Source organism: Kitasatospora sp. NPDC101801 (assembly GCF_044766665.1).
Classification (GTDB): domain Bacteria; phylum Actinomycetota; class Actinomycetes; order Streptomycetales; family Streptomycetaceae; genus Kitasatospora.
This window is the reverse complement of record NZ_JBIWML010000033.1, coordinates 45903-63380: the sequence shown is the minus strand read 5'-3', so window position 1 is coordinate 63380 and position 17478 is coordinate 45903. Positions and strand designations below refer to the sequence as shown.

The 17478-nt window shown below is 72.8% G+C and carries 16 protein-coding genes; 5 read left to right on the top strand and 11 right to left on the bottom strand.

The features are described from left to right. Positions 1 to 25 precede the first annotated feature (25 nt). A complete protein-coding gene (locus tag ACIRPK_RS28105) occupies positions 26 to 586 on the top strand; it encodes a GNAT family N-acetyltransferase (RefSeq protein ID WP_403043221.1) in 561 nt (186 codons plus the stop codon). Between the two features lie 7 nt (positions 587 to 593). On the opposite strand, the gene ACIRPK_RS28100 is transcribed toward ACIRPK_RS28105, so the two are convergent. Continuing rightward, the gene (locus tag ACIRPK_RS28100; RefSeq protein WP_403043219.1) at positions 594 to 1655 is read right to left on the bottom strand and encodes an ATP-dependent DNA ligase; all 1062 of its coding nucleotides are present in this window, start codon (positions 1653 to 1655) and stop codon (positions 594 to 596) included. 94 nt (positions 1656 to 1749) lie between these two features. On the opposite strand from ACIRPK_RS28100, the gene ligD reads away from it, so the two are divergent. The 3 genes from ligD to ACIRPK_RS28085 all read left to right on the top strand — a co-directional run bounded on the left by ligD (position 1750) and on the right by ACIRPK_RS28085 (position 4566). Next, complete coding sequence (gene ligD, locus ACIRPK_RS28095; RefSeq protein ID WP_403043290.1) at positions 1750 to 2745, top strand: non-homologous end-joining DNA ligase; 996 nt, start codon at positions 1750 to 1752, stop codon at positions 2743 to 2745. A 48-nt stretch (positions 2746 to 2793) separates the two neighbouring features. Then, entirely contained in the window at positions 2794 to 3444 is a 651-nt protein-coding gene (locus ACIRPK_RS28090) for a hypothetical protein (RefSeq protein ID WP_403043216.1), read from the top strand. 117 nt (positions 3445 to 3561) lie between these two features. Continuing rightward, entirely contained in the window at positions 3562 to 4566 is a 1005-nt protein-coding gene (locus ACIRPK_RS28085; protein ID WP_403043214.1) for a YdcF family protein, read from the top strand. 203 nt (positions 4567 to 4769) lie between these two features. On the opposite strand, the gene ACIRPK_RS28080 is transcribed toward ACIRPK_RS28085, so the two are convergent. Beyond that, positions 4770 to 5954, bottom strand: a complete 1185-nt coding sequence (locus ACIRPK_RS28080; RefSeq protein ID WP_403043211.1) for an 8-amino-7-oxononanoate synthase — start codon at positions 5952 to 5954, stop codon at positions 4770 to 4772. A gap of 252 nt (positions 5955 to 6206) precedes the next feature. Between ACIRPK_RS28080 and ACIRPK_RS28075 the strand changes: the two genes are divergently transcribed. After that, a complete protein-coding gene (locus ACIRPK_RS28075) occupies positions 6207 to 7751 on the top strand; it encodes an APC family permease (protein WP_403043209.1) in 1545 nt (514 codons plus the stop codon). Positions 7752 to 7770: 19 nt separating this feature from the next. Here ACIRPK_RS28075 and ACIRPK_RS28070 read toward each other — a convergent pair whose 3' ends face one another. The 9 genes from ACIRPK_RS28070 to ACIRPK_RS28030 all read right to left on the bottom strand — a co-directional run bounded on the left by ACIRPK_RS28070 (position 7771) and on the right by ACIRPK_RS28030 (position 17477). After that, complete coding sequence (locus tag ACIRPK_RS28070; protein WP_403043206.1) at positions 7771 to 9261, bottom strand: NCS1 family nucleobase:cation symporter-1; 1491 nt, start codon at positions 9259 to 9261, stop codon at positions 7771 to 7773. 147 nt (positions 9262 to 9408) lie between these two features. Continuing rightward, positions 9409 to 10668 carry an ATP-grasp domain-containing protein gene (locus ACIRPK_RS28065; RefSeq protein ID WP_403043204.1) on the bottom strand — a complete coding sequence of 420 codons (1260 nt, stop codon included), beginning with the start codon at positions 10666 to 10668 and terminating at the stop codon, positions 9409 to 9411. A 36-nt stretch (positions 10669 to 10704) separates the two neighbouring features. Continuing rightward, positions 10705 to 11547 carry a dimethylargininase gene (ddaH, locus tag ACIRPK_RS28060; protein WP_403043202.1) on the bottom strand — a complete coding sequence of 281 codons (843 nt, stop codon included), beginning with the start codon at positions 11545 to 11547 and terminating at the stop codon, positions 10705 to 10707. A gap of 53 nt (positions 11548 to 11600) precedes the next feature. Continuing rightward, complete coding sequence (locus ACIRPK_RS28055; protein ID WP_403043199.1) at positions 11601 to 12788, bottom strand: acyl-CoA dehydrogenase family protein; 1188 nt, start codon at positions 12786 to 12788, stop codon at positions 11601 to 11603. 2 nt (positions 12789 to 12790) lie between these two features. Then, complete coding sequence (locus ACIRPK_RS28050) at positions 12791 to 13300, bottom strand: flavin reductase family protein (RefSeq protein ID WP_403043196.1); 510 nt, start codon at positions 13298 to 13300, stop codon at positions 12791 to 12793. Between the two features lie 97 nt (positions 13301 to 13397). Then, entirely contained in the window at positions 13398 to 14756 is a 1359-nt protein-coding gene (locus ACIRPK_RS28045; protein WP_403043194.1) for an FAD-binding oxidoreductase, read from the bottom strand. Continuing rightward, positions 14753 to 15106, bottom strand: a complete 354-nt coding sequence (locus tag ACIRPK_RS28040) for a hypothetical protein (protein WP_403043191.1) — start codon at positions 15104 to 15106, stop codon at positions 14753 to 14755. The genes ACIRPK_RS28045 and ACIRPK_RS28040 overlap by 4 nt, the downstream gene beginning before the upstream one ends. Beyond that, entirely contained in the window at positions 15103 to 16401 is a 1299-nt protein-coding gene (locus ACIRPK_RS28035; protein WP_403043189.1) for an acetyl-CoA carboxylase biotin carboxylase subunit family protein, read from the bottom strand. Before ACIRPK_RS28035 ends, ACIRPK_RS28040 begins: the two co-directional genes overlap by 4 nt. Then, the gene (locus tag ACIRPK_RS28030; protein WP_403043186.1) at positions 16398 to 17477 is read right to left on the bottom strand and encodes an NAD(P)/FAD-dependent oxidoreductase; all 1080 of its coding nucleotides are present in this window, start codon (positions 17475 to 17477) and stop codon (positions 16398 to 16400) included. The genes ACIRPK_RS28035 and ACIRPK_RS28030 overlap by 4 nt, the downstream gene beginning before the upstream one ends. Between the last annotated feature and the right edge of the window lies 1 nt (position 17478).

Below are 17478 nucleotides of genomic sequence, written 5' to 3'. Positions count from 1 at the left end.
GCCGCCGAAGCCGATCATGCCAGGCATGGACATTCCGCTGCAGGTGATCGAGCTCGACGGACTGACGCTGCGCCGCTTCGACGGCGCGGCGGACCTCCCGGAGCTGCTCCGGGTGATCGAGGAGTCGTCGGAGCACCTGCGGCCCTGGATGCCCTGGGTGGCCGAGCACAGCCCGGCCAGGACCGCCGACTTCCTCGACCGCCGCGCGGAGTGCTGGGCCGACGGGACGGAGTACACCTACGCGATCGTGCTGGACGGGGCGATGGTCGGTATCTGCGGCCTGTTCCGCCGGGACGACACCCCGGCCGACGGCCGGGAGATCGGCTACTGGCTGCACCCCGCCGCCACCGGCCGGGGGTTGGCCACCCGGACCGCCCGGGCGGTGACCGAGCAGGCGTTCCGCCTCCCCGGGGTGGAGTTCGTCGAGATCGCGCACGACTCGGCCAACCGCGCGAGCGGCGCGGTCCCGGCCCGGCTCGGCTACACCGAGCACCTCCGGCGCCCGGCCGAACGCCTCGCCCCGGCCGAGACCGGCGAGGACACGGTCTGGCGGCTGACCCGCCCCCGGGGCGCCGCCGGTTCCTGACCCCCGGTCAGGAACCGAGCAGCTCCGCCAGGTCGTAGCCGACCGGCTCCTCCAGCTGCCGGTAGGTGCAGGAGGCCGGCTCACGGTCCGGGCGCCAGCGCTTGAACTGGGTGGTGTGCCGGAACCGGGTGCCCTCCATGTGGTCGTAGCCGACCTCGCAGACCCGTTCCGGGCGCAGCGGCACCCAGCTCAGGTCCTTGCCGCCGGTCCACCGGCTCTGCCCGCCGGGCAGCCGGGCGGACGCCTGCGCCTCCTCGTCCTGCCAGGCCATCCACGGGTGCCCGGCTCCCTCGGGCAGCCGCAACTCCGCCAGCTCCTCGACCAGTTCGGCCCGCCGGGCCATGGTGAACGAGGCGCAGACCCCGACGTGCTGGAGCTGTCCTGCCTCGTCGTACAGGCCGAGCAGCAGCGAGCCGACCACCGGGCCGCTCTTGTGCTCGCGGTAGCCGGCCAGCACGCAGTCGGCGGTCCTGGTGTGCTTGATCTTGTACATCGCCCGGGCCCCCGGCCGGTACGGCTGGTCCAGCTGCTTGGCCACCACCCCGTCCAGGCCCGCGCCCTCGAACTGGCCGAACCAGCGCTCGGCCACCGCCAACTCGGTGGTCGCCGGGGCCAGGTGGACCGGCGGCCCGGAGTCGGCCAGCGCGGCCACCAGCGCCGCCCGGCGCTCGCTCAGCGGCCGGTCCAGGTAGGAGTCCGCGCCGAGGGCGAGCAGGTCGAAGGCGACGAAGGAGGCGGGCGTCCGCTCGGCCAGCGTACGGACCCGGGAGGCGGCCGGGTGGATCCGTTCCAGCAGCTCCTCGAAGTGCAGCCGCCCGCCGTGCGCGATCACGATCTCGCCGTCGACCACGCACCGCTCCGGCAGCTCGGCCCGGACCGCCTCGACCACCTCGGGGAAGTACCGGGTCAGCGGTTTGCCGGTACGGCTGCCGAGTTCGACCTCGTCGCCGTCCCGGAACACGATCGCCCGGAACCCGTCCCACTTGGCCTCGTAGTGCAGGCCGGGCGGGATCCGGGTGACCGCCTTGGCCAGCATCGGGGAGACGGGGGGCAGCACGGGGAGGTCCATACCCCGATGGTGGCGGTCCGTCAGCCCGAACGCCCGTCAGAACGCGCGGGTCCGGCCCGGTCGGCCTAGCGTGGGCGCCATGGCGAGCACGGCGATCGAGTTGGACGTGGACGGCCGCGCGGTACGGCTGTCCAGCCCGGACAAGGTGTACTTCCCCGGGCCCGGGTACACCAAGCGGGACGTGGCGGAGTACTACCTCGCGGTGGCGCCCGGCGCGCTGCGCGGACTGCGCGACCGCCCCACCACGCTGCAGCGGTTCCCGGACGGGATCGAGGGCGAGTTCTTCTACCAGAAGCGCGCCCCGAAGAGCCTGCCGGACTGGCTGCCGACCGCCCGGATCGCCTTCCCCAGCGGGCGCACCGCCGACGAGATCTGCCCGACCGAGGCGGCCGCCGTGCTCTGGGCGGTCAACCTCGGCTGCCTGACCTTCCACCCGTGGCCGGTCCGCCGCGCGGACACCGAGCACCCGGACGAACTGCGGATCGACCTCGACCCACAGCCGGGCACCGACTTCCACGACGCCGTGGCGGCCGCGCACGAGCTGCGCGCGGTGCTGGCGGAGCACGGGCTGCGGGGCTGGCCGAAGACCTCCGGCGGGCGCGGCCTGCACGTGTACGTGCCGATCTTGCCGGAGTGGACCTTCGCCGACTGCCGGCACGCCGTGATCGCGCTCGGCCGGGAGCTGGAGCGGCGGATGCCGGGCCGGGTGACCACCAACTGGTGGAAGGAGGAGCGCGGCGAGCGGATCTTCGTGGACTACAACCAGATGGCCAGGGACCGCACCATCGCCTCCCCCTACTCCGTCCGGCCGCACCCGGAGGCGACGGTCTCGGCCCCGCTGCGCTGGGAGGAGCTCGACGAGGTCGCCCCGACCGACTTCACCATCCGCACCATGCCCGCCCGCTACGCCGAGCTGGGCGACCTGCACGCGGACCTGCCCGAGCACGCGTTCCGGCTCGACCCGCTGCTGGAGCTGGCGGACCGTCAGGCCGCCGAGCACGGCGTGGGCGACCTGCCGTACCCGCCGGACCACCCCAAGGCCGAGGGCGAACCGCCCCGGGTGCAGCCCAGCCGGGCCCGCAAGCACTGACCCGGAAATCCCCGGCGACCTCGTCGGCGGGCGGGGTACCGTCCTGCCATGACCATGATCCGATCCGACCGGCCGGTGACGCCGGACGACCTCGACCTGGCCGTCCGGCTCGCCGTCGACAGCCTGCGCGAGGCACCCGGGACGGCCTGGGACCACCCCGCCGGCTCGCTGGAGTGGACCTGCTGGGAGACCGTCGAGCACCTGGCCGACGACCTGTTCGCGTACGCCGCCCAACTCGGCCCGCGCACCCCGCCGCTGACCGGCGAGGTGCCCTTCGTCTGGGAACGGCGCCGACCGGGCGGTCCCGCCAACGCGATCGGCGCCGACCGGACGGCCGGCCCGGCCGGGCTGCTCCAGGTCCTGGAGTCCTGCGGCGCGCTGCTGGTCGCGATGGCCCGCACCACTCCCCCGCAGGTCCGCGCCCACCACGGCTTCGGCATCTCCGACCCCGAGGGCTTCACCGCGATGGGCATCGTGGAGACCCTGGTGCACACCCACGACCTGGCCGAGGGCCTCGGCCTGCCCTGGACCCCACCCGCCGAGCTCTGCGCCCCGGTGCTGGCCCGCCTGTTCCCCGACGCCCCCGCCGACACCGACCCCTGGCCCACCCTGCTCTGGTGCACCGGCCGCGCCGAGCTGCCCGGCCGCCCCCGCCGCACCGAGTGGCGCTGGAACGGCGTCCCGGCCGACGAACGCTGACCGACCGTCGGCTCACGGTCCGGTCCAGGTCGCGCGGCAGGCCGGATCCGGTCGGCCGCGCCACGCCTGCGGCCGTCCTGGCTCCGCCCGCGAGCCGGGCTGCCTAGGATCGGTCAGATGATCGCCTACGCGCTCGCCATCCTGTTCCTGGTGCTCTTCGGACGCAACGTCCGCCGGGACCGCCGCCGGTTCAGCAACGCCGTCCTGCTCGGGCTCGCGGTGGCCTTCCTCGCCCTCGGCCTGCTCGGCGAGCTCGACCGGCTGCCGCCCGTCGTGCTGGACGCCGTCGCGGTACTGACCCCGTTCGCCGCCCTGCCCGCCGCGCTCGCGGTGGCCGTCTGCCTGCTCGCCAACGGCGTGGTGATGGCCCGGCACGAGGGCACCCGGCTGGCCAACCTGCTGTCGCTCGGCGCCGGGCTGGCCCTGCTCGGGGTGATCGCCCTGCTGCTGACGGCGGCCCGGGTCGACTCCCGGCCGCTGCACGTGGTGGCGGGGGCGGTCCTGCTGCCCGCCGGGTACCTGGCCTTCCTGCTGCTCTGCTTCCTCGGGTACTCCTGGCTGTACGGGCGGCTGCCGGTCCGCCGCGACGCGGACTTCCTGGTGGTGCTCGGCGCCGGTCTGGTCGACGGCGACCAGGTGCCCCCGCTGCTGGGCGCCCGGCTCGACCGGGCCTTCGACCTCGCCGCGGCGCAGCAGGCCCGGGGCCGCCCGCCGGTGCTGGTGGTCTCGGGCGGCAAGGGCGACGACGAGCGCTGCTCGGAGGCGTCCGCGATGGCCGACTACCTGATCGCGCGGGGCGTCCCGGCCGACCGGATCCGGCTTGAGGACCGGTCCCGGAACACCGCCGAGAACATGGAGTTCAGCGCGGCGGTGATGGCGGCCGAGCGGGAGCGGTACCGCTGCGTGGTGGTCACCAACGACTTCCACGTCCTGCGCACCGCGCTGATCACCCGCCGGGCCGGTGTGCCGGGCCAGGTGACCGGCGCGCCGACCGCGGCCTACTACTGGCCGAGCGCCGTGCTGCGCGAGTTCGTCGCCGTGCTGGTCTCGTACCCGGTCCACAACGTCTGCGCGATCCTGCTGCTGGCGCTGCTCGGCGGCGCGGCCGGCTGGCAGGGCTGAGACCGACCGGCAACCTGGTGGGCGGGTGAAGGAGCGGTGGCGGGGTGCGTGGCTCGGCGGTGCCGAGAAGGGGCCCCTCCCGGCCGAAGGCTGGGATGCCGCAGGCTGGGCGGGGGTCCCCCGGCCGACGTTTGGGAGGGTCCATGCGGAGCATCGGCACCCGACCAGCTACGTGCCCAAGCGCCGGTCGGTCTCAGGCCGGGTCAGGCGCGCGGGGCGGTGCGCCGGATCACCTCGACGGCGGCGGCGATCTGGGCGTCCGTCAGGTCACCGCGCGCGGTGAGCCGGAGCCGGGAGACGCCGTCGGGCACGGACGGCGGGCGGAAGCAGCCGACCGCGAGCCCGGCGGTGCGGCAGTCGGCGGCCCAGGCCAGCGCGGCCTCCGGGCCGGGGGCCCGGACCGAGACCACGGCGGCGTCCGGAGTGCTGGCCGCCAGCCCGGCGGCGGTGAGCTGCGCCGACAGCAGCCGGGCCACCTCGCGGGCCCGGTCCGCGCGCTCGGGTTCGGCCCGCAGCAGGCGCAGCGCGGCCAGCGCGGCCCCGGTGGCCGCGGGGGCCAGGCCGGTGTCGAAGATGAAGGTGCGGGCGGTCTCGGTGAGGTGCCTGATCACCCGTCGGGGCCCGACCACCGCGCCCCCCTGCGAGCCGAGCGACTTGGAGAGCGTGACGGTGGCGACCGTGTCCGGGGCCCCGGCCAGACCGGCGGCGGCCAGTGCGCCGCGGCCGCCGGGGCCGAGCACGCCGAGGCCGTGCGCGTCGTCGATCAGCAGTGCGGCGCCGTGCGCGCGGGCGGCCGCGGAGAGCTCGCCGACCCGGGCGGCGTTGCCGTCCACCGAGAACACCGAGTCGCTGACCACCAGCGCCCGCCGCTGGGTCCGCGCGGCCAGTACCTCGGCGACGGCGGCCGGGTCGTCGTGCGGCGCCCGGTGCACCTGGCTGCGGGACAGCCGGCAGCCGTCGATCAGTGAGGCGTGGTTGTGGGCGTCCGAGACGATAAGGGTGTCCGGGTCGGTCAGCGCGGTCAGCGCGGCCAGGTTCGCGGCGTAGCCGGAGGAGAACACCAGCGCGGCCTCGGCCCCGCAGAACTCGGCCAGCTCGTCTTCGAGTTCGGTGTGCAGCGCGGTGGTACCGGTCACCAGCCGGGAGCCGGTGGCGCCGCCTCCCCAGCGCAGCGCCGCGTCGGCGGCGGCCCGGGTGACCACCGGGTGGCGGACCAGGCCGAGGTAGTCGTTGCCGGCCAGGTCGAGCACCGGGTCCTCGGCCGGCCGGCTGCGCAGCGTCCGGGTCAGCCCGGCGGCCGCCCGCAGGTCGGCGGCCTGGTCCAGCCAGTCGAAGACGGCGGCGGGAGCCAGTGGCGGGGCGGTGACGGGCGCGGCGGAGGTGACCATGGCCGCACTCTGCCATCCGGGCCGCCCGCCGGGCAACGGCCCGGTCTCCCCGACACCACCCGGCGGACGGCTCCGACCTGCGGATTCCCGCCCGGGGCGGGGTGCCGTGTGGCTGAGTTCACCCGGGCCACCGGCAGCGGCCCGCACCGGCCGCCGTCGGCGCACCGCCGCACGGGTGGTTCCGGGCGGTTCGGCGCCCCGGTCCGTGACATCGCGCGGCCCGCCCGCCGATGATCGCGGTCGGGAGGCCCAGTGCGCGCGAGCGACCGCAGTACCGACGGCGAACACCTGGCGGAGCCGGACCTGCAGGAGAAGGGACTGCGCTCCGGCGCGGTCGGCCTGGTGGCCAGCGTGGTGCTCAGCGTCTCCTCGGTCGCACCGGTGTACGCGCTGACCGCGACCCTGGGGCCGACGGTAGGTCAGGTCGGGCTACAGATGCCCGCGGTGTTCCTGGCCGGGTTCCTGCCGATGCTGCTGGTGGCGTTCGCCTACCGGGAGCTGAACCGGGTGATGCCGGACTGCGGCACCTCCTTCACCTGGAGCGCCAAGGCGTTCGGCCCGCACGTGGGCTGGATGTGCGGCTGGGGCCTGGTGGTGGCCACCATCATCGTGCTGTCCAACCTGGCCGGGGTGGCGGTCTCGTTCTTCTACCTGTTGCTGGCCCGGGTCTTCGAGCACCCGAGCCTGGCGGACCTGGCGCACCACAAGGGCCTCAACGTCCTGACCTGCGTGGTCTTCGTGGCCGCCGCCACCGCGATCGCCTACCGGGGGGTCGGGCTCACCAAGGAGGTCCAGTACGTCCTGGTGGGGCTCCAACTGGCGGTGCTGGCCGTGTTCGCCCTGTTCGCCTTCGTCAAGGCCGACCAGGGGCGCTCGCCGCTGGCCGTCGAGTTCAGCTGGCAGTGGCTGGACCCGTTCGCGGTCGAGTCCTTCGCCGCCTTCACCGCCGGGCTCTCGCTCTCGCTCTTCATCTACTGGGGCTGGGACACCTCACTGACCGTCAACGAGGAGACCAGCGGCAGCGCGAAGACGCCCGGCCGGGCCGCGCTGCTCACCATGCTGGTGATCCTCACCAGCTACCTGGTGGTGGCGATCGCGGCCCAGCGGTTCGCCGGGGTCGGCAGCACCTCGTACGGGCTGGGCAACCCGGAGACCGAGGACAACGTGTTCGCCGCGCTGGCGGATCCGGTGCTCGGCAACCTGGCGATCCTGATCTTCGTCGCGGTGCTGGCCAGCTCGGCGTCCAGTCTGCAGACCACCTTCCTGCCGCCGGCCCGCACCATGCTGGCGATGGGCACCTACCGGGCCATCCCGGCCCGCCTGGCCCGGGTCCACCCGAGGTTCGCCAGCCCGTCCACCGCGACCCTGGTCTCGGGGGTGGGCACGGCGGTGTTCTACTCGGTGATGACGTTGATCAGCGACAGCGTCCTGGTGGACACCATCTTCGCGCTGGGCATGATGATCTGCTTCTACTACGGCCTCACCTCCTACGCCTGCGTCTGGTACTTCCGCCGCGAACTCACCCGCTCGGTCCGGGACTTCCTCTTCAAGGGTGTGTTCCCGCTGACCGGCGCGGTGCTGCTGACCCTGGTCTTCGCCAAGACCGCCGTCGACACCTGGGACCCGGACTACGGCTCCGGCACCTCGCTGTTCGGCATCGGCACCGTCTTCCTGATCGGCTTCGGGCTGCTGCTGCTCGGCGTGGTCCTGATGTTCGTCTGGCAGTACCGCGCCCCCGCGTACTTCCGGGGACAGACCCTGCGGCACGACACCCCCTCGCTGGTCGTCGAGGACTGAGCCGTGCCGGGGCGCGGCGTCAGTCGGTGCGCGGCGGGGCGAGCCGGGTCAGGGCGGTGTGCAGCAGCAGCGCCACCCCGAAGCCGACCGCCCAGCCGTAGTCGGCCAGCGGTTCGAGCAGCGGGATCAGGCCGTCGGCGGGGAACGGTCCGCCGTGCGAGCCGCCGACGGCCAGCAGGCCGCCCACCGCCAGGGCGGTGACGGCGCGCCAGTTCCAGCCGCCGGTGTACCAGTAGCGGCCCTCGCGCCGGTAGAGGTCGGCCAGCACCAGGTCGGTGCGGCGGATCAGCCAGTAGTCGGCGATCAGCACCCCGCCGACGCTGCCGAGCAGGCCGCCCACCGTGCCGAGCCAGGTGAAGATGTAGAAGGCCGGGTCGGAGACCAGCTTCCACGGGAAGATCACGATCCCGACCACGCCGGTGATCAGCGCGCCGGTACGGAAGGTGACGAACCGTGGCAGCAGGTTGGCCAGGTCGTACGCGGGGCTGACCACGTTCGCGGCGATGTTCACCGACAGGGTGGCGATCAGCACGGTGACCAGGGCGAACAGGATGCCGACGGTGCTGTCCATCTTGGCGGCCAGCGCCACCGGGTCCCAGATCGGCGCACCGTAGACGGCCTGCGAGCCCGAGGTGACCAGCACCGAGAGCAGCGCGAACAGGGTCATCGTGGTGGGCAGGCCGAGCGCCTGGCCGACCGCCTGGGCGCGCTGGCTGCCGCCGAACCGGGTGAAGTCCGGGATGTTCAGCGACAGGGTCGACCAGAAGCCGATCATGCCCATCAGGGCCGGGAAGAACACCTGCCAGAACCCGCTGCCCCAGCCGAGCGCGGACGGTTGCGAGAGCAGCGGGCCGAAGCCGCCCGCCTTGACCGAGATCCACCCCAGCAGCGCGAGCGCCCCGACGATGACGAACGGCGCCGCCCAGTTCTCGAACCGGCGCAGCGTCTCCATGCCCCGGGCGATCACCACCATCTCGACCAGCCAGAACAGCAGGAAGGACAGCCACTGGGTCCAGGGGTAGCCACCGACCTGGGACGCCCCCAGCCAGTCGGCCCCGATCAGTTCGCCCGCCAGCAGGAAGATCGCGGAGCCGCCGATCCAGGACTGGATGCCGAACCAGGCGCAGGCCACGGCGGCCCGCAGCAGCGCGGGCAGGTTGGCGCCGCGCAGGCCGAACGAAGCCCGGGCGAAGACCGGGAACGGGATGCCGTACCGGGTGCCGGCGTGGCCGGTCAGCAGCATCGGGACCAGCACGACCAGGTTGGCCAGGCCGATCGTGAGCACCGCCTGCTTCCAGTCCATGCCGAGCGCGACCAGGCCCGAAGCCAGCGTCCAGGACGGCACGTTGTGCGCCATGCCGACCCAGAGGGCGAGGAAGTTGTAGGTGGTCCAGCGCCGGTCGGCGACCGGTACGGGGCGGAGGTCCTCGTTGGCGAACCGGGGGTCGGTCAGGGCGACGTCGGGGAGCAGTTCGACCCGTCGGTCGGGGTGGACCAGCTGGCTGGACAAGGGCAACTCCCGGGTGAGGGCGGTGGGGTGGCGTCGATGATCCCGCCAACCCCGCCCCTTGCCTAGTGCCGTGCCCCAACCGTTTCACGTCGGAAACAGGCCGGGAACGCGCCGTCCACCGGGAGTCGGCGCGTCCGGCCGGGCACCTCAGCCGGTCGTGGTGACCGGGGAGGTCTCGATCCGCACCGCGTCCGCCACCGCGGCCGCGGTCCGCATCGCCGCCGCCGAGTCCGGCCCGCTCGCCATCACCGAACCGACCCGGTCCCAGGAGCTGCGCAGCTCCTGGACGGTGTCGCCGGGCGCCACCTTCAGCGTCAGGGAGAGCACCCCGGGCAGCTCGCGGGCCGCCTCGGCCCCGGTGACCGAGACCACCTCGCCGGGCACCGCCTCGAGGAAGCGGACCGCCGCACCGCCCGCCGCCTGCCGGGGCATCGGCTCGGGGCGGCCGCCCCGCATGACGGTGTAGAAGTCGCGGGCCAGGTTGATCCGGTAGGCCTCCTCGATCAGCATCGGGATGCCGTCACCGGGGAAGCGCCCGGCGCACTCGACCAGGTAGGGCAGGCCGTCGCTGACGATCCACTCGCAGTGGATGATGCCGCTGCCGAAGCCGACCGAGCGGATCACCGTCTCGGTCTGCGCCACCAGCAGCGCACTCAGCTCGGCCGAGATCCCGGCGGCCGGGACGGTGTGCCCCAGCTCGATCGGGCGCGGTCCGGGGAACAGCAGCTTGCCGGTGACGTTGGAGAACAGCACCTCGCCCTCGCGGACCAGGAACTCGACGCTGTACTCCTCGCCCTTCACGAACTGCTCGATCAGCATCCGCAGTTCGCGCTCCCGGTCCGGGACCACGTGACCCTCGTCCTGGTTGATGCACTCCTCCCAGGCGGCGTCCAGGCCCTCCAGCGAGTGCAGCACCTTGGTGCCCACCGAGGCCTGCCGGTTGGCCGGCTTGAGGACCAGCGAACCGGGGTGCGCGGCGGCGAACTCCCGGACCTCGTCCGGGGAGGAGACCTCCCGGGAGGCGGGGTTCGGGACCCCGGCCGCCCGGCTCACCTTGCGCAGCACGGACTTGTCCCGCAGGATCTGGGCCGCGCCGGCCCCCGCCCCCGGCACGCCGTACCGCTCGGCCAGCCGGGCCGCGAACGGGGTGGCGTACTCGACCAGCGGAGACACCAGCGCCGGGTCGAGGTCGGGGTAGGTGTTGAAGAACTCGTCTGCGGAGGCCGGGAGTTGGTACTCCCACTCGATCAGCTCGCGGAGCATCGCGGCGCCTTCGAGAGCGGCCTTGACGTCACCCTTGCGGATCACGTCCGGCTCGTCGATGACGATCACCGAACCGGGAGCGAACTCCTTGATGTACGGGAGCACGTTCACGAAGCCGACGATGATCCAGGGCTGCTCGGTCATTGGTGCTTCTCCTGTCACGGAAGGAAGATGTGGGGGTCAGTGCCGGAGTTCGAGGGTGCAGCACTTGGCGCTGCCGCCCGCCTTGAGCAGCTCGGAGAGGTCCACCCCGTGGGTGTGGAAGCCCCGGGCCCGGAGCTTGGCGGCCAGGCCGGTGGCGGCCTCCGGGAGGATCACGTTGTAGCCGTCGGAGACCGCGTTCAGGCCGAACGCCACCGCGTCCGCCTCGTCGGCGAGCACCGCGTCCGGGAACAGCGTCTCCAGCACCCGGCGGCTCTCCGGGGTGAACGCGGCGGGGTAGTACGTCACCTCGTCCTCGTTCAGTACGGCCAGCGCGGTGTCCAGGTGGTAGAACCGCGGGTCCGCCAGGGTCAGCCCGACCACCGGGCGGCCGAACAGCGCCTCGGCCTCGGCCTGCGAGCGCGGGTCGGAGCGGAAGCCGTGGCCGGCCAGGATCACCTGGCGGGTGGTCAGGTAGTCGCCCTCACCCTCGTTCGGGTACTGCGCCTGCACGACCTCCACGAACCCCTGTTTGCGGAACCAGTCCACGTAGTGCCGCGATTCGCCGTCCCGTTCCGGGTGCCGGAACCGGGCCACCAGCACCTTGTCGTCCACCACCGTGGCCCCGTTGGCGGCGAAGACCATGTCCGGCAGGCCGGCCCCGGCGTCGATGGTCTGCACGTGGTGGCCGAGCTCGACCAGCAGGTTGTGCAGCACCTCCCACTGCGCGAGGGCCAGGTCGTTGGAGGTGGGCTTCGCCGGGTTCATCCACGGGTTGATGCTGTACGTGACGTCGAAGTGGTCCGGGCGGCACATCAGGAAGTGCCGGATCCGTGCCGTGCGCTGGGTCGCCGGGGACCGGGGGGTGAGGAGGTCGGTCATGAGGGTCTGTCCTTCCGGGGGTGGTGGAAGAGGTGCGCGGGGCGCCCGGGGTCTCAGCCGGTGATGCCGAGGCTCAGCGGGAAGCCGGGCTTGCTGCCCAGCAGGTAGGCGCCGGCGGTCTGCAGGATCTTGTCCTGGGCGACCACGTGCTGGCACATGGTCATGGTGTCGCGGAGCCAGCGGTCCAGCGGGCTCGGGCGGTAGATCGACCCCGTCTGCATCAGGTCGTACAGCCGCATCACGATCGAGCGGGCGGTCCGGAAGGCGTGCAGCCGGGACAGCGGCAGGGCCGCCCGCTCGTCCGCGGTCAGGTCGTCCATCGTGCCGCCGGCCGCCAGCACCTCCCACTGCCGCCGCATCGCGCCGTAGACCGCGCTGCGGGTGGCGTTGTAGTCCGCCTCGCACTCGGCCAGCGCGACCTGCATCCGCCAGTTGTCGTTCCAACCGCCGCCGCCCGGCTGCGACTTGGCCACCACCTGGTCCCGCACCCAGTCCAGCGCGGCCCGGGCCACCCCGAGCGGGACGCCCGGCATGTTCCGCATGTGCACCTCGGGCTGGGCCAGCGGGCCCTCGCCGTTGCGGACGTCGCCGAAGGTCATCGTGCGGCGGTCCGGGACGAACACGTCGGTGATGGTGTAGTCACAACTCCCGCTGCCGGCCAGGCCGGTGGTGTGCCAGGTGTCGATCACCTCGACCTCGGCCCGCGGCACCACCAGCAGGATCGAGTCCTGCGGCCCGTCGGCCGGCCAGGGCTTGCCGCCCTCGGTGATGAAGGCGCCGGAGACCACCCAGTCGGCCTGGGTGATGCCGCTGCCGAACTGCCAGCGGCCGGTGAGCCGGTAGCCGCCGGGCACCCGGTCGGCCTTGCCGGTCGGGAAGAGCAGGCCGGCCGTGGCCATGTCGATGCTGGGGAACATCTCCTTGGCCGTCACCTCGTCGAGGAAGTTGGCGTACAGGCCGGAGTCCATCCCGATCATCGCGCACCAGCCGGCCGAGGTGTCGCCGTAGGCCAGCGCCTCGACCACCTCGGTCTGCTCGATCGAGGTCAGCTCCGGGCCGCCCCAGGCCTTGCTGAAGCCCATCCGGAAGGCTCCGGTGCCGCGGATCAGCTCGACCACGTCGGCAGGGAGCCGGCGGTTCTGCTCGATCTCCACCGAGCGCTCCCGCAGCTGCGGGGCCAGTGCCTTCGCGGCGGCGAGGATCTCGGCGGCGGTGTTCGGAACCGCCGGGTTGTTCGACATCGTCATGACTCCTTGGAGGTAGTGGCAGCCGCCAGGTGCTGGAAGCTGCCGTGCAGGAAGAGCAGCGGGGGCTGAAGGTCACGGACGCCGGTGGAGACCACCTCACCGATCACCATGGTGTGGTCACCGACGTCGAAGCTGTCCCAGAGCACGCACTCCAGGCCGCTCTGCTCGTCCAGGACGAGCGCACCGGTCTTCGGCCCCGGGGTGGCCGGGAGGGCCTCCACCGCCTCGGCCCGGGCGTCCCGGCCCTTGGCGAGCCGCCGGGCCAGCGGCTCCGCCTCGCAGTCGAGGATGGAGACCGCCCACTTCTTGGTCTCCAGCAGATCGGTCAGGAACTGTGAGTCGCGGTGCAGGGACAGCGAGACCAGCGGCGGGTCGAGCGAGACCGAGGTCAGGGAGTTGAGCGTCACCGCGTCGTGGCGGCGAGTGCCTTCGCGGTCGGCGTACGTGGTGGCGACACAGACTCCGGTGGCGAAGTTCCGCATCGCGCCGCGCAGATCGGGCGACATGGCATGGTCCTCTCGTGCTCGGTGGGATGACGGTACGTCGGGTGACGCCTCGTCGAACGGCGGTATGTCAGGTGCGGACCCGGCGGCCCGCGGTCGGTCAGAGCCCTTGCGGGAAGGTGAAGACCCGATCCGGGTCGTAGCGGCGCTTGATCTGGCGCAGCCGGTCCAGGTTGGGACCGAAGTACGCGGCCTGGGCGCCGGGCAGGTCGGGGTCGGTGAAGTTGACATAGCTGGCGTCCCGGGCGAACTCGCCCATCGCGGCGTGCAGGTCGGTCAGCCAGTCCAGGTTGGCCTGCCGGACCTCGGCGCTGTCCTCGGTGCTCCAGGAGGTGTCCATCGAGACCAGGAAGAGCACGTCCCGGTGCGGGAAGGCGGTCTCGGTGGCCGGCACCTTGTTGATCGCGCCGCCCCAGGTGAACAGCGCCAGGCCGGCGCCGTCCGGGTTCCCGCTGCCCGGCCACTTGGCCAGGAAGGTCAGCGCGGTGTGCACGGCCTCCTCCGGCAGCGGCTCGGTGACCGTCCGGGTGCGGACCGCGAACGGGTCGCCCGAGGTCTCGTGGTGCAGGAACTCCTTGGCCTCCCAGTAGCTGCGGTCCTCGATCTCGGCCCGGTCGGGCACCACCGTGCTCAGCACCGGGGCCAGCAGCTCCCGCAACTCGGATGCGGGGCCCAGGTGCTGGCCGATCACCGAGACCATCCCGTCGTCCCCGGAGGAGCGGCTGAAGCCGATCCGGGCGGAGAACGCGTTCGGGGCGTCCCGCATGATCCGCTGCATGACCGGCAGCACCGCGGCCGCGTCGGTGAGCGGCCAGAGCAGCAGGCAGGTGGAGCTGGCGACGGTCGGCCGGGCCTGGAAGGTGAACGAGGTGTTGACCCCGAAGTTGCCGCCGCCACCGCCCCGACTGGCCCAGAACAGGTCCGAGTTCTCGTGCTCGTTGCAGGTCACCAGGGTGCCGTCGGCGAGCACGATGTCGGTCTCCACCAGCGCGTCGCAGGTGAGCCCGAAGGCCCGGGAGACCGCGGCCACACCCCCGCCGAGGGTGAGGCCGCCGATCCCGACGTCGTTCGAGTTGCCCAGCGGTACCGCCAGGTCGTGGCGCTGGAGTTCGGCGTACAGCTGGCCGGCCCGGACACCGCCGCCCACCCGGACCAGCTCGGACCCGCGGTCCACGGTGATCGCGTCCAGCCCGTGCAGGTCGAGCACCAGGCCGGTGGTGGTGGCCTGGCCGGCGTAGCTGTGACCGCCGCCCCGGGCCACCACCGGCAGGCCCTGCGAGCGGGCCCAGGCGATGCCCCGGGCCACGTCCGCCACGCTGGCCACCGAGAGCACCCCGGCCGCCCTGACTCCCGCGTACCGCTTGTTGAAGGCGGTGCTGTTCTCCTCGTAGCCGGGCTCTCCCGGCCGGCTGACCCGGCCGTCCACCTGGCTCCGCAGGCTCTCCCAGTCGGTGGTCATCGCACTGCCTCCTGCTTCTGACGTTCCGTCACTTCCGACAGGTAGGAGATTCCGGTCTCGGCGTGCGGGCCGTAGCGCTCCCATTCCTCGCGGAGCAGCAGTTCGCCGTCCGCGCCTTCCTCCGGGGTGTTCGTCGAATGCCCCGCGATCACTTCTCCGCCGGTCAGCACCATGGTGTAGGCGAGTCGCAGCGTGCCGTCCTCGCTGCAGGTGCCGGCCACGCTCCCCCGGCGGACCGGTCCGCCGGCGAAGTCCGCCCAGACCAGGTCGTCCCGCTGGTGGTAGACCGCCACCACACCGTCGGTCGATTCGAGCTTCCGGAACTGGCGTCCGTCGTAGTCGATCCTCATTTGTCCACGTCCAACAACCCCGCAGGCATCTCCAGCACCGCACTCACGTCCTTTCGTTCCAGTGGATCGGCGTCCAGCTCAACCGCGTTCAGTGCGTCCAGCAGGCGTTCGGTGACGCCGTCCCGGTCCTCGGCCTCGGAGACCACGAAGGAGTGCCGGGCCAGGTAGCCGCCGGGCGGCAGCCGCAGCTCGGTGCCCGGGTCGACCATCGGTGCGGCGGTCACCAGGCCGGGCAGGCCGGTCGGCACCCGTACCTCGCGGACGGTGACGTCCTCGGTCGGGTAGCCGAACCGGATGCCGGCCACCCCGTGCCGGGTGAAGGAGATGTCGGTGCGGATGCCGGTGGCGGCTTCCACCAGCACCTCGCCGACGTCGATCCCGGTGGCGATCCGGCCCAGGAAGGGGATCAGGTCCCCGCCCAGCCGACCGTTGATCTCGATGATCACCGGGCCGTAGCTGGTCAGCTTGACCTCGGCGTGGGTCATCCCGTTCTCGACGTTCAGCACCTCGTGCGCCTTGGTCAGCACGTCCAGCAGCCGCTGGTCCTTCAGCAGCGGGTCGGCGGCGTCCACGACGTGGCCGATCTCCTCGAAGTACGGGTGGTGGCCGGTCTCCTTGCGGGCGATGAACATCGGCCGGTACTCGCCCCGGTGCACCACCCCGTCGATGCTGATCTCCGGGCCGACGGCGTAGCCCTCGACGATCGCCCCGCCGCGGAACGGCTCGTCACCGACCAGGCTGGCGTTCGAGGCGACCAGGTACGCCTCGTCCAGCTGGGCCTGGTCCGCGGCCAGCACCACACCCATCGAGGCGCCCAGCGCCCGGGGCTTGACCACCACGGGGTAGCCGATCCGCTCGGCCACCTCGCGGGCCTGCTCCAGGGTGTCGGTCAACTCGAAGCCGGGCTGCGGGAGTCCGGCGGCGGAGAGCAGCGAGCGGGTCCGGTGCTTGTCCCGGCAGCCCTGCACACCCTCGAGCCCCAGACCCGGGACCCCGAACTCGGCGGCCAGTTCGGCGGCCGGCATCACCAGCGGCTCGTCGTAGCAGGCCACCCCGACGACGGTCCGGCGGCCGGCGATCTCCCGTGCCGCGTCCCGCAGTTGCTCGTGGTCGAAGACGTTGACCACGGTGATCTCGTCGAAGTACTCCTGCTGCCAGGTGGGCTTGAGGTTGTTGACCAGCACCAGCTTGAGGCCGAGCTCGGCCGCCCGCCGGGCGGCGGACTCGATGATGTACTCGCGGTAGAGTTTGAGCCCGCTGCCGATCACCAGCAGCACTCGGTCTTCGGCACTCATTTCGTGTCATCTCCCAGGTAGTCGGTGTCTTCGAGAGCCGCCGCGATGCGGTCGGCGACCAGCGGGGCGGTACGGAATCCGTCGCCGCCGCTGGCGGTGCGGGCCCAGGTCTTGGGGCCGAGCTGGATCAGGTGGGCGGCGCCGGTGCCGGCATCCACCAGGTAGTGACAGCGCTTGACCGCCATCACCGTGTAGCGCTTGGGGTCGGTCAGGATCGGTTCGGCCAACACCTGCTCGGCCCAGCGGAGTTCTTCGGCCGGGCTGCCGTCGGCGGCCAGGTCGGCCTCCCGGCAGACGGTGGCCGAGCTCGCCTTGAGCAGGGTGCCCTCGCCCGGCGGCAGCAGCCAGGCGGTGCCTTCGGAGCCGATCCGGCCGATGCCGGGGGTGCGCTCCCAGACCGCCGCCAGGTCCTCCGGCGGCTTGAGGTAGACCAGGGTCTGACGGTGCAGCAGCATCGGAAGGTCGACCAGGTTCTTCGACCAGGGACCGGTGGCGATGAGGGTCAGGTCGGACTCCAGGGTCTCGGCGTCGGGCAGGTGCACCTCGCCGGTCTCCGGGTCCACGGCCTTGACCTCCTGCCAGGGGCGGAGCGTCACATTCGGCTGTTCGGCCAGCCAGCGGACCACGGCCGCCAGGGCGTGGTCCGCGAGCAGCACGCCGCCCTGGTGCTCCAGCACGCCGACCGAGTCGGCGGGGAACCGCACGTGCGGGAAGGCGGCGGTGTCCAGCAGGGTGACCGGGAGACCGGCGTCGGCCGCGGCTGCGGTCACCTGGTCGATCTCGGTGGTCGGCCAGGCGGAGAGCATCCCGACCTGGCGGTAGAACTTGGTACCCAGCAGGGCTTCCATGGCCAGCCACCTGCGGTGGGCGACCGCGGTGCGCCTGGTCCCGGCCAGGTCGTCCGGGTCCAGGGCCCGGACTGCGCGGTGCTGGTCGAAGGAGGTGGAGCCCGGGTTGGGGATCGCCCCCCGGTCCAGCACGGTGACCCGGTGGCCGGCCAGCGAGGCCCGTACCGCCGTGAGCAGTCCGGTCACCCCCGCCCCGACCACCAGCACCCGACGCGCTTCGGCAGCCATC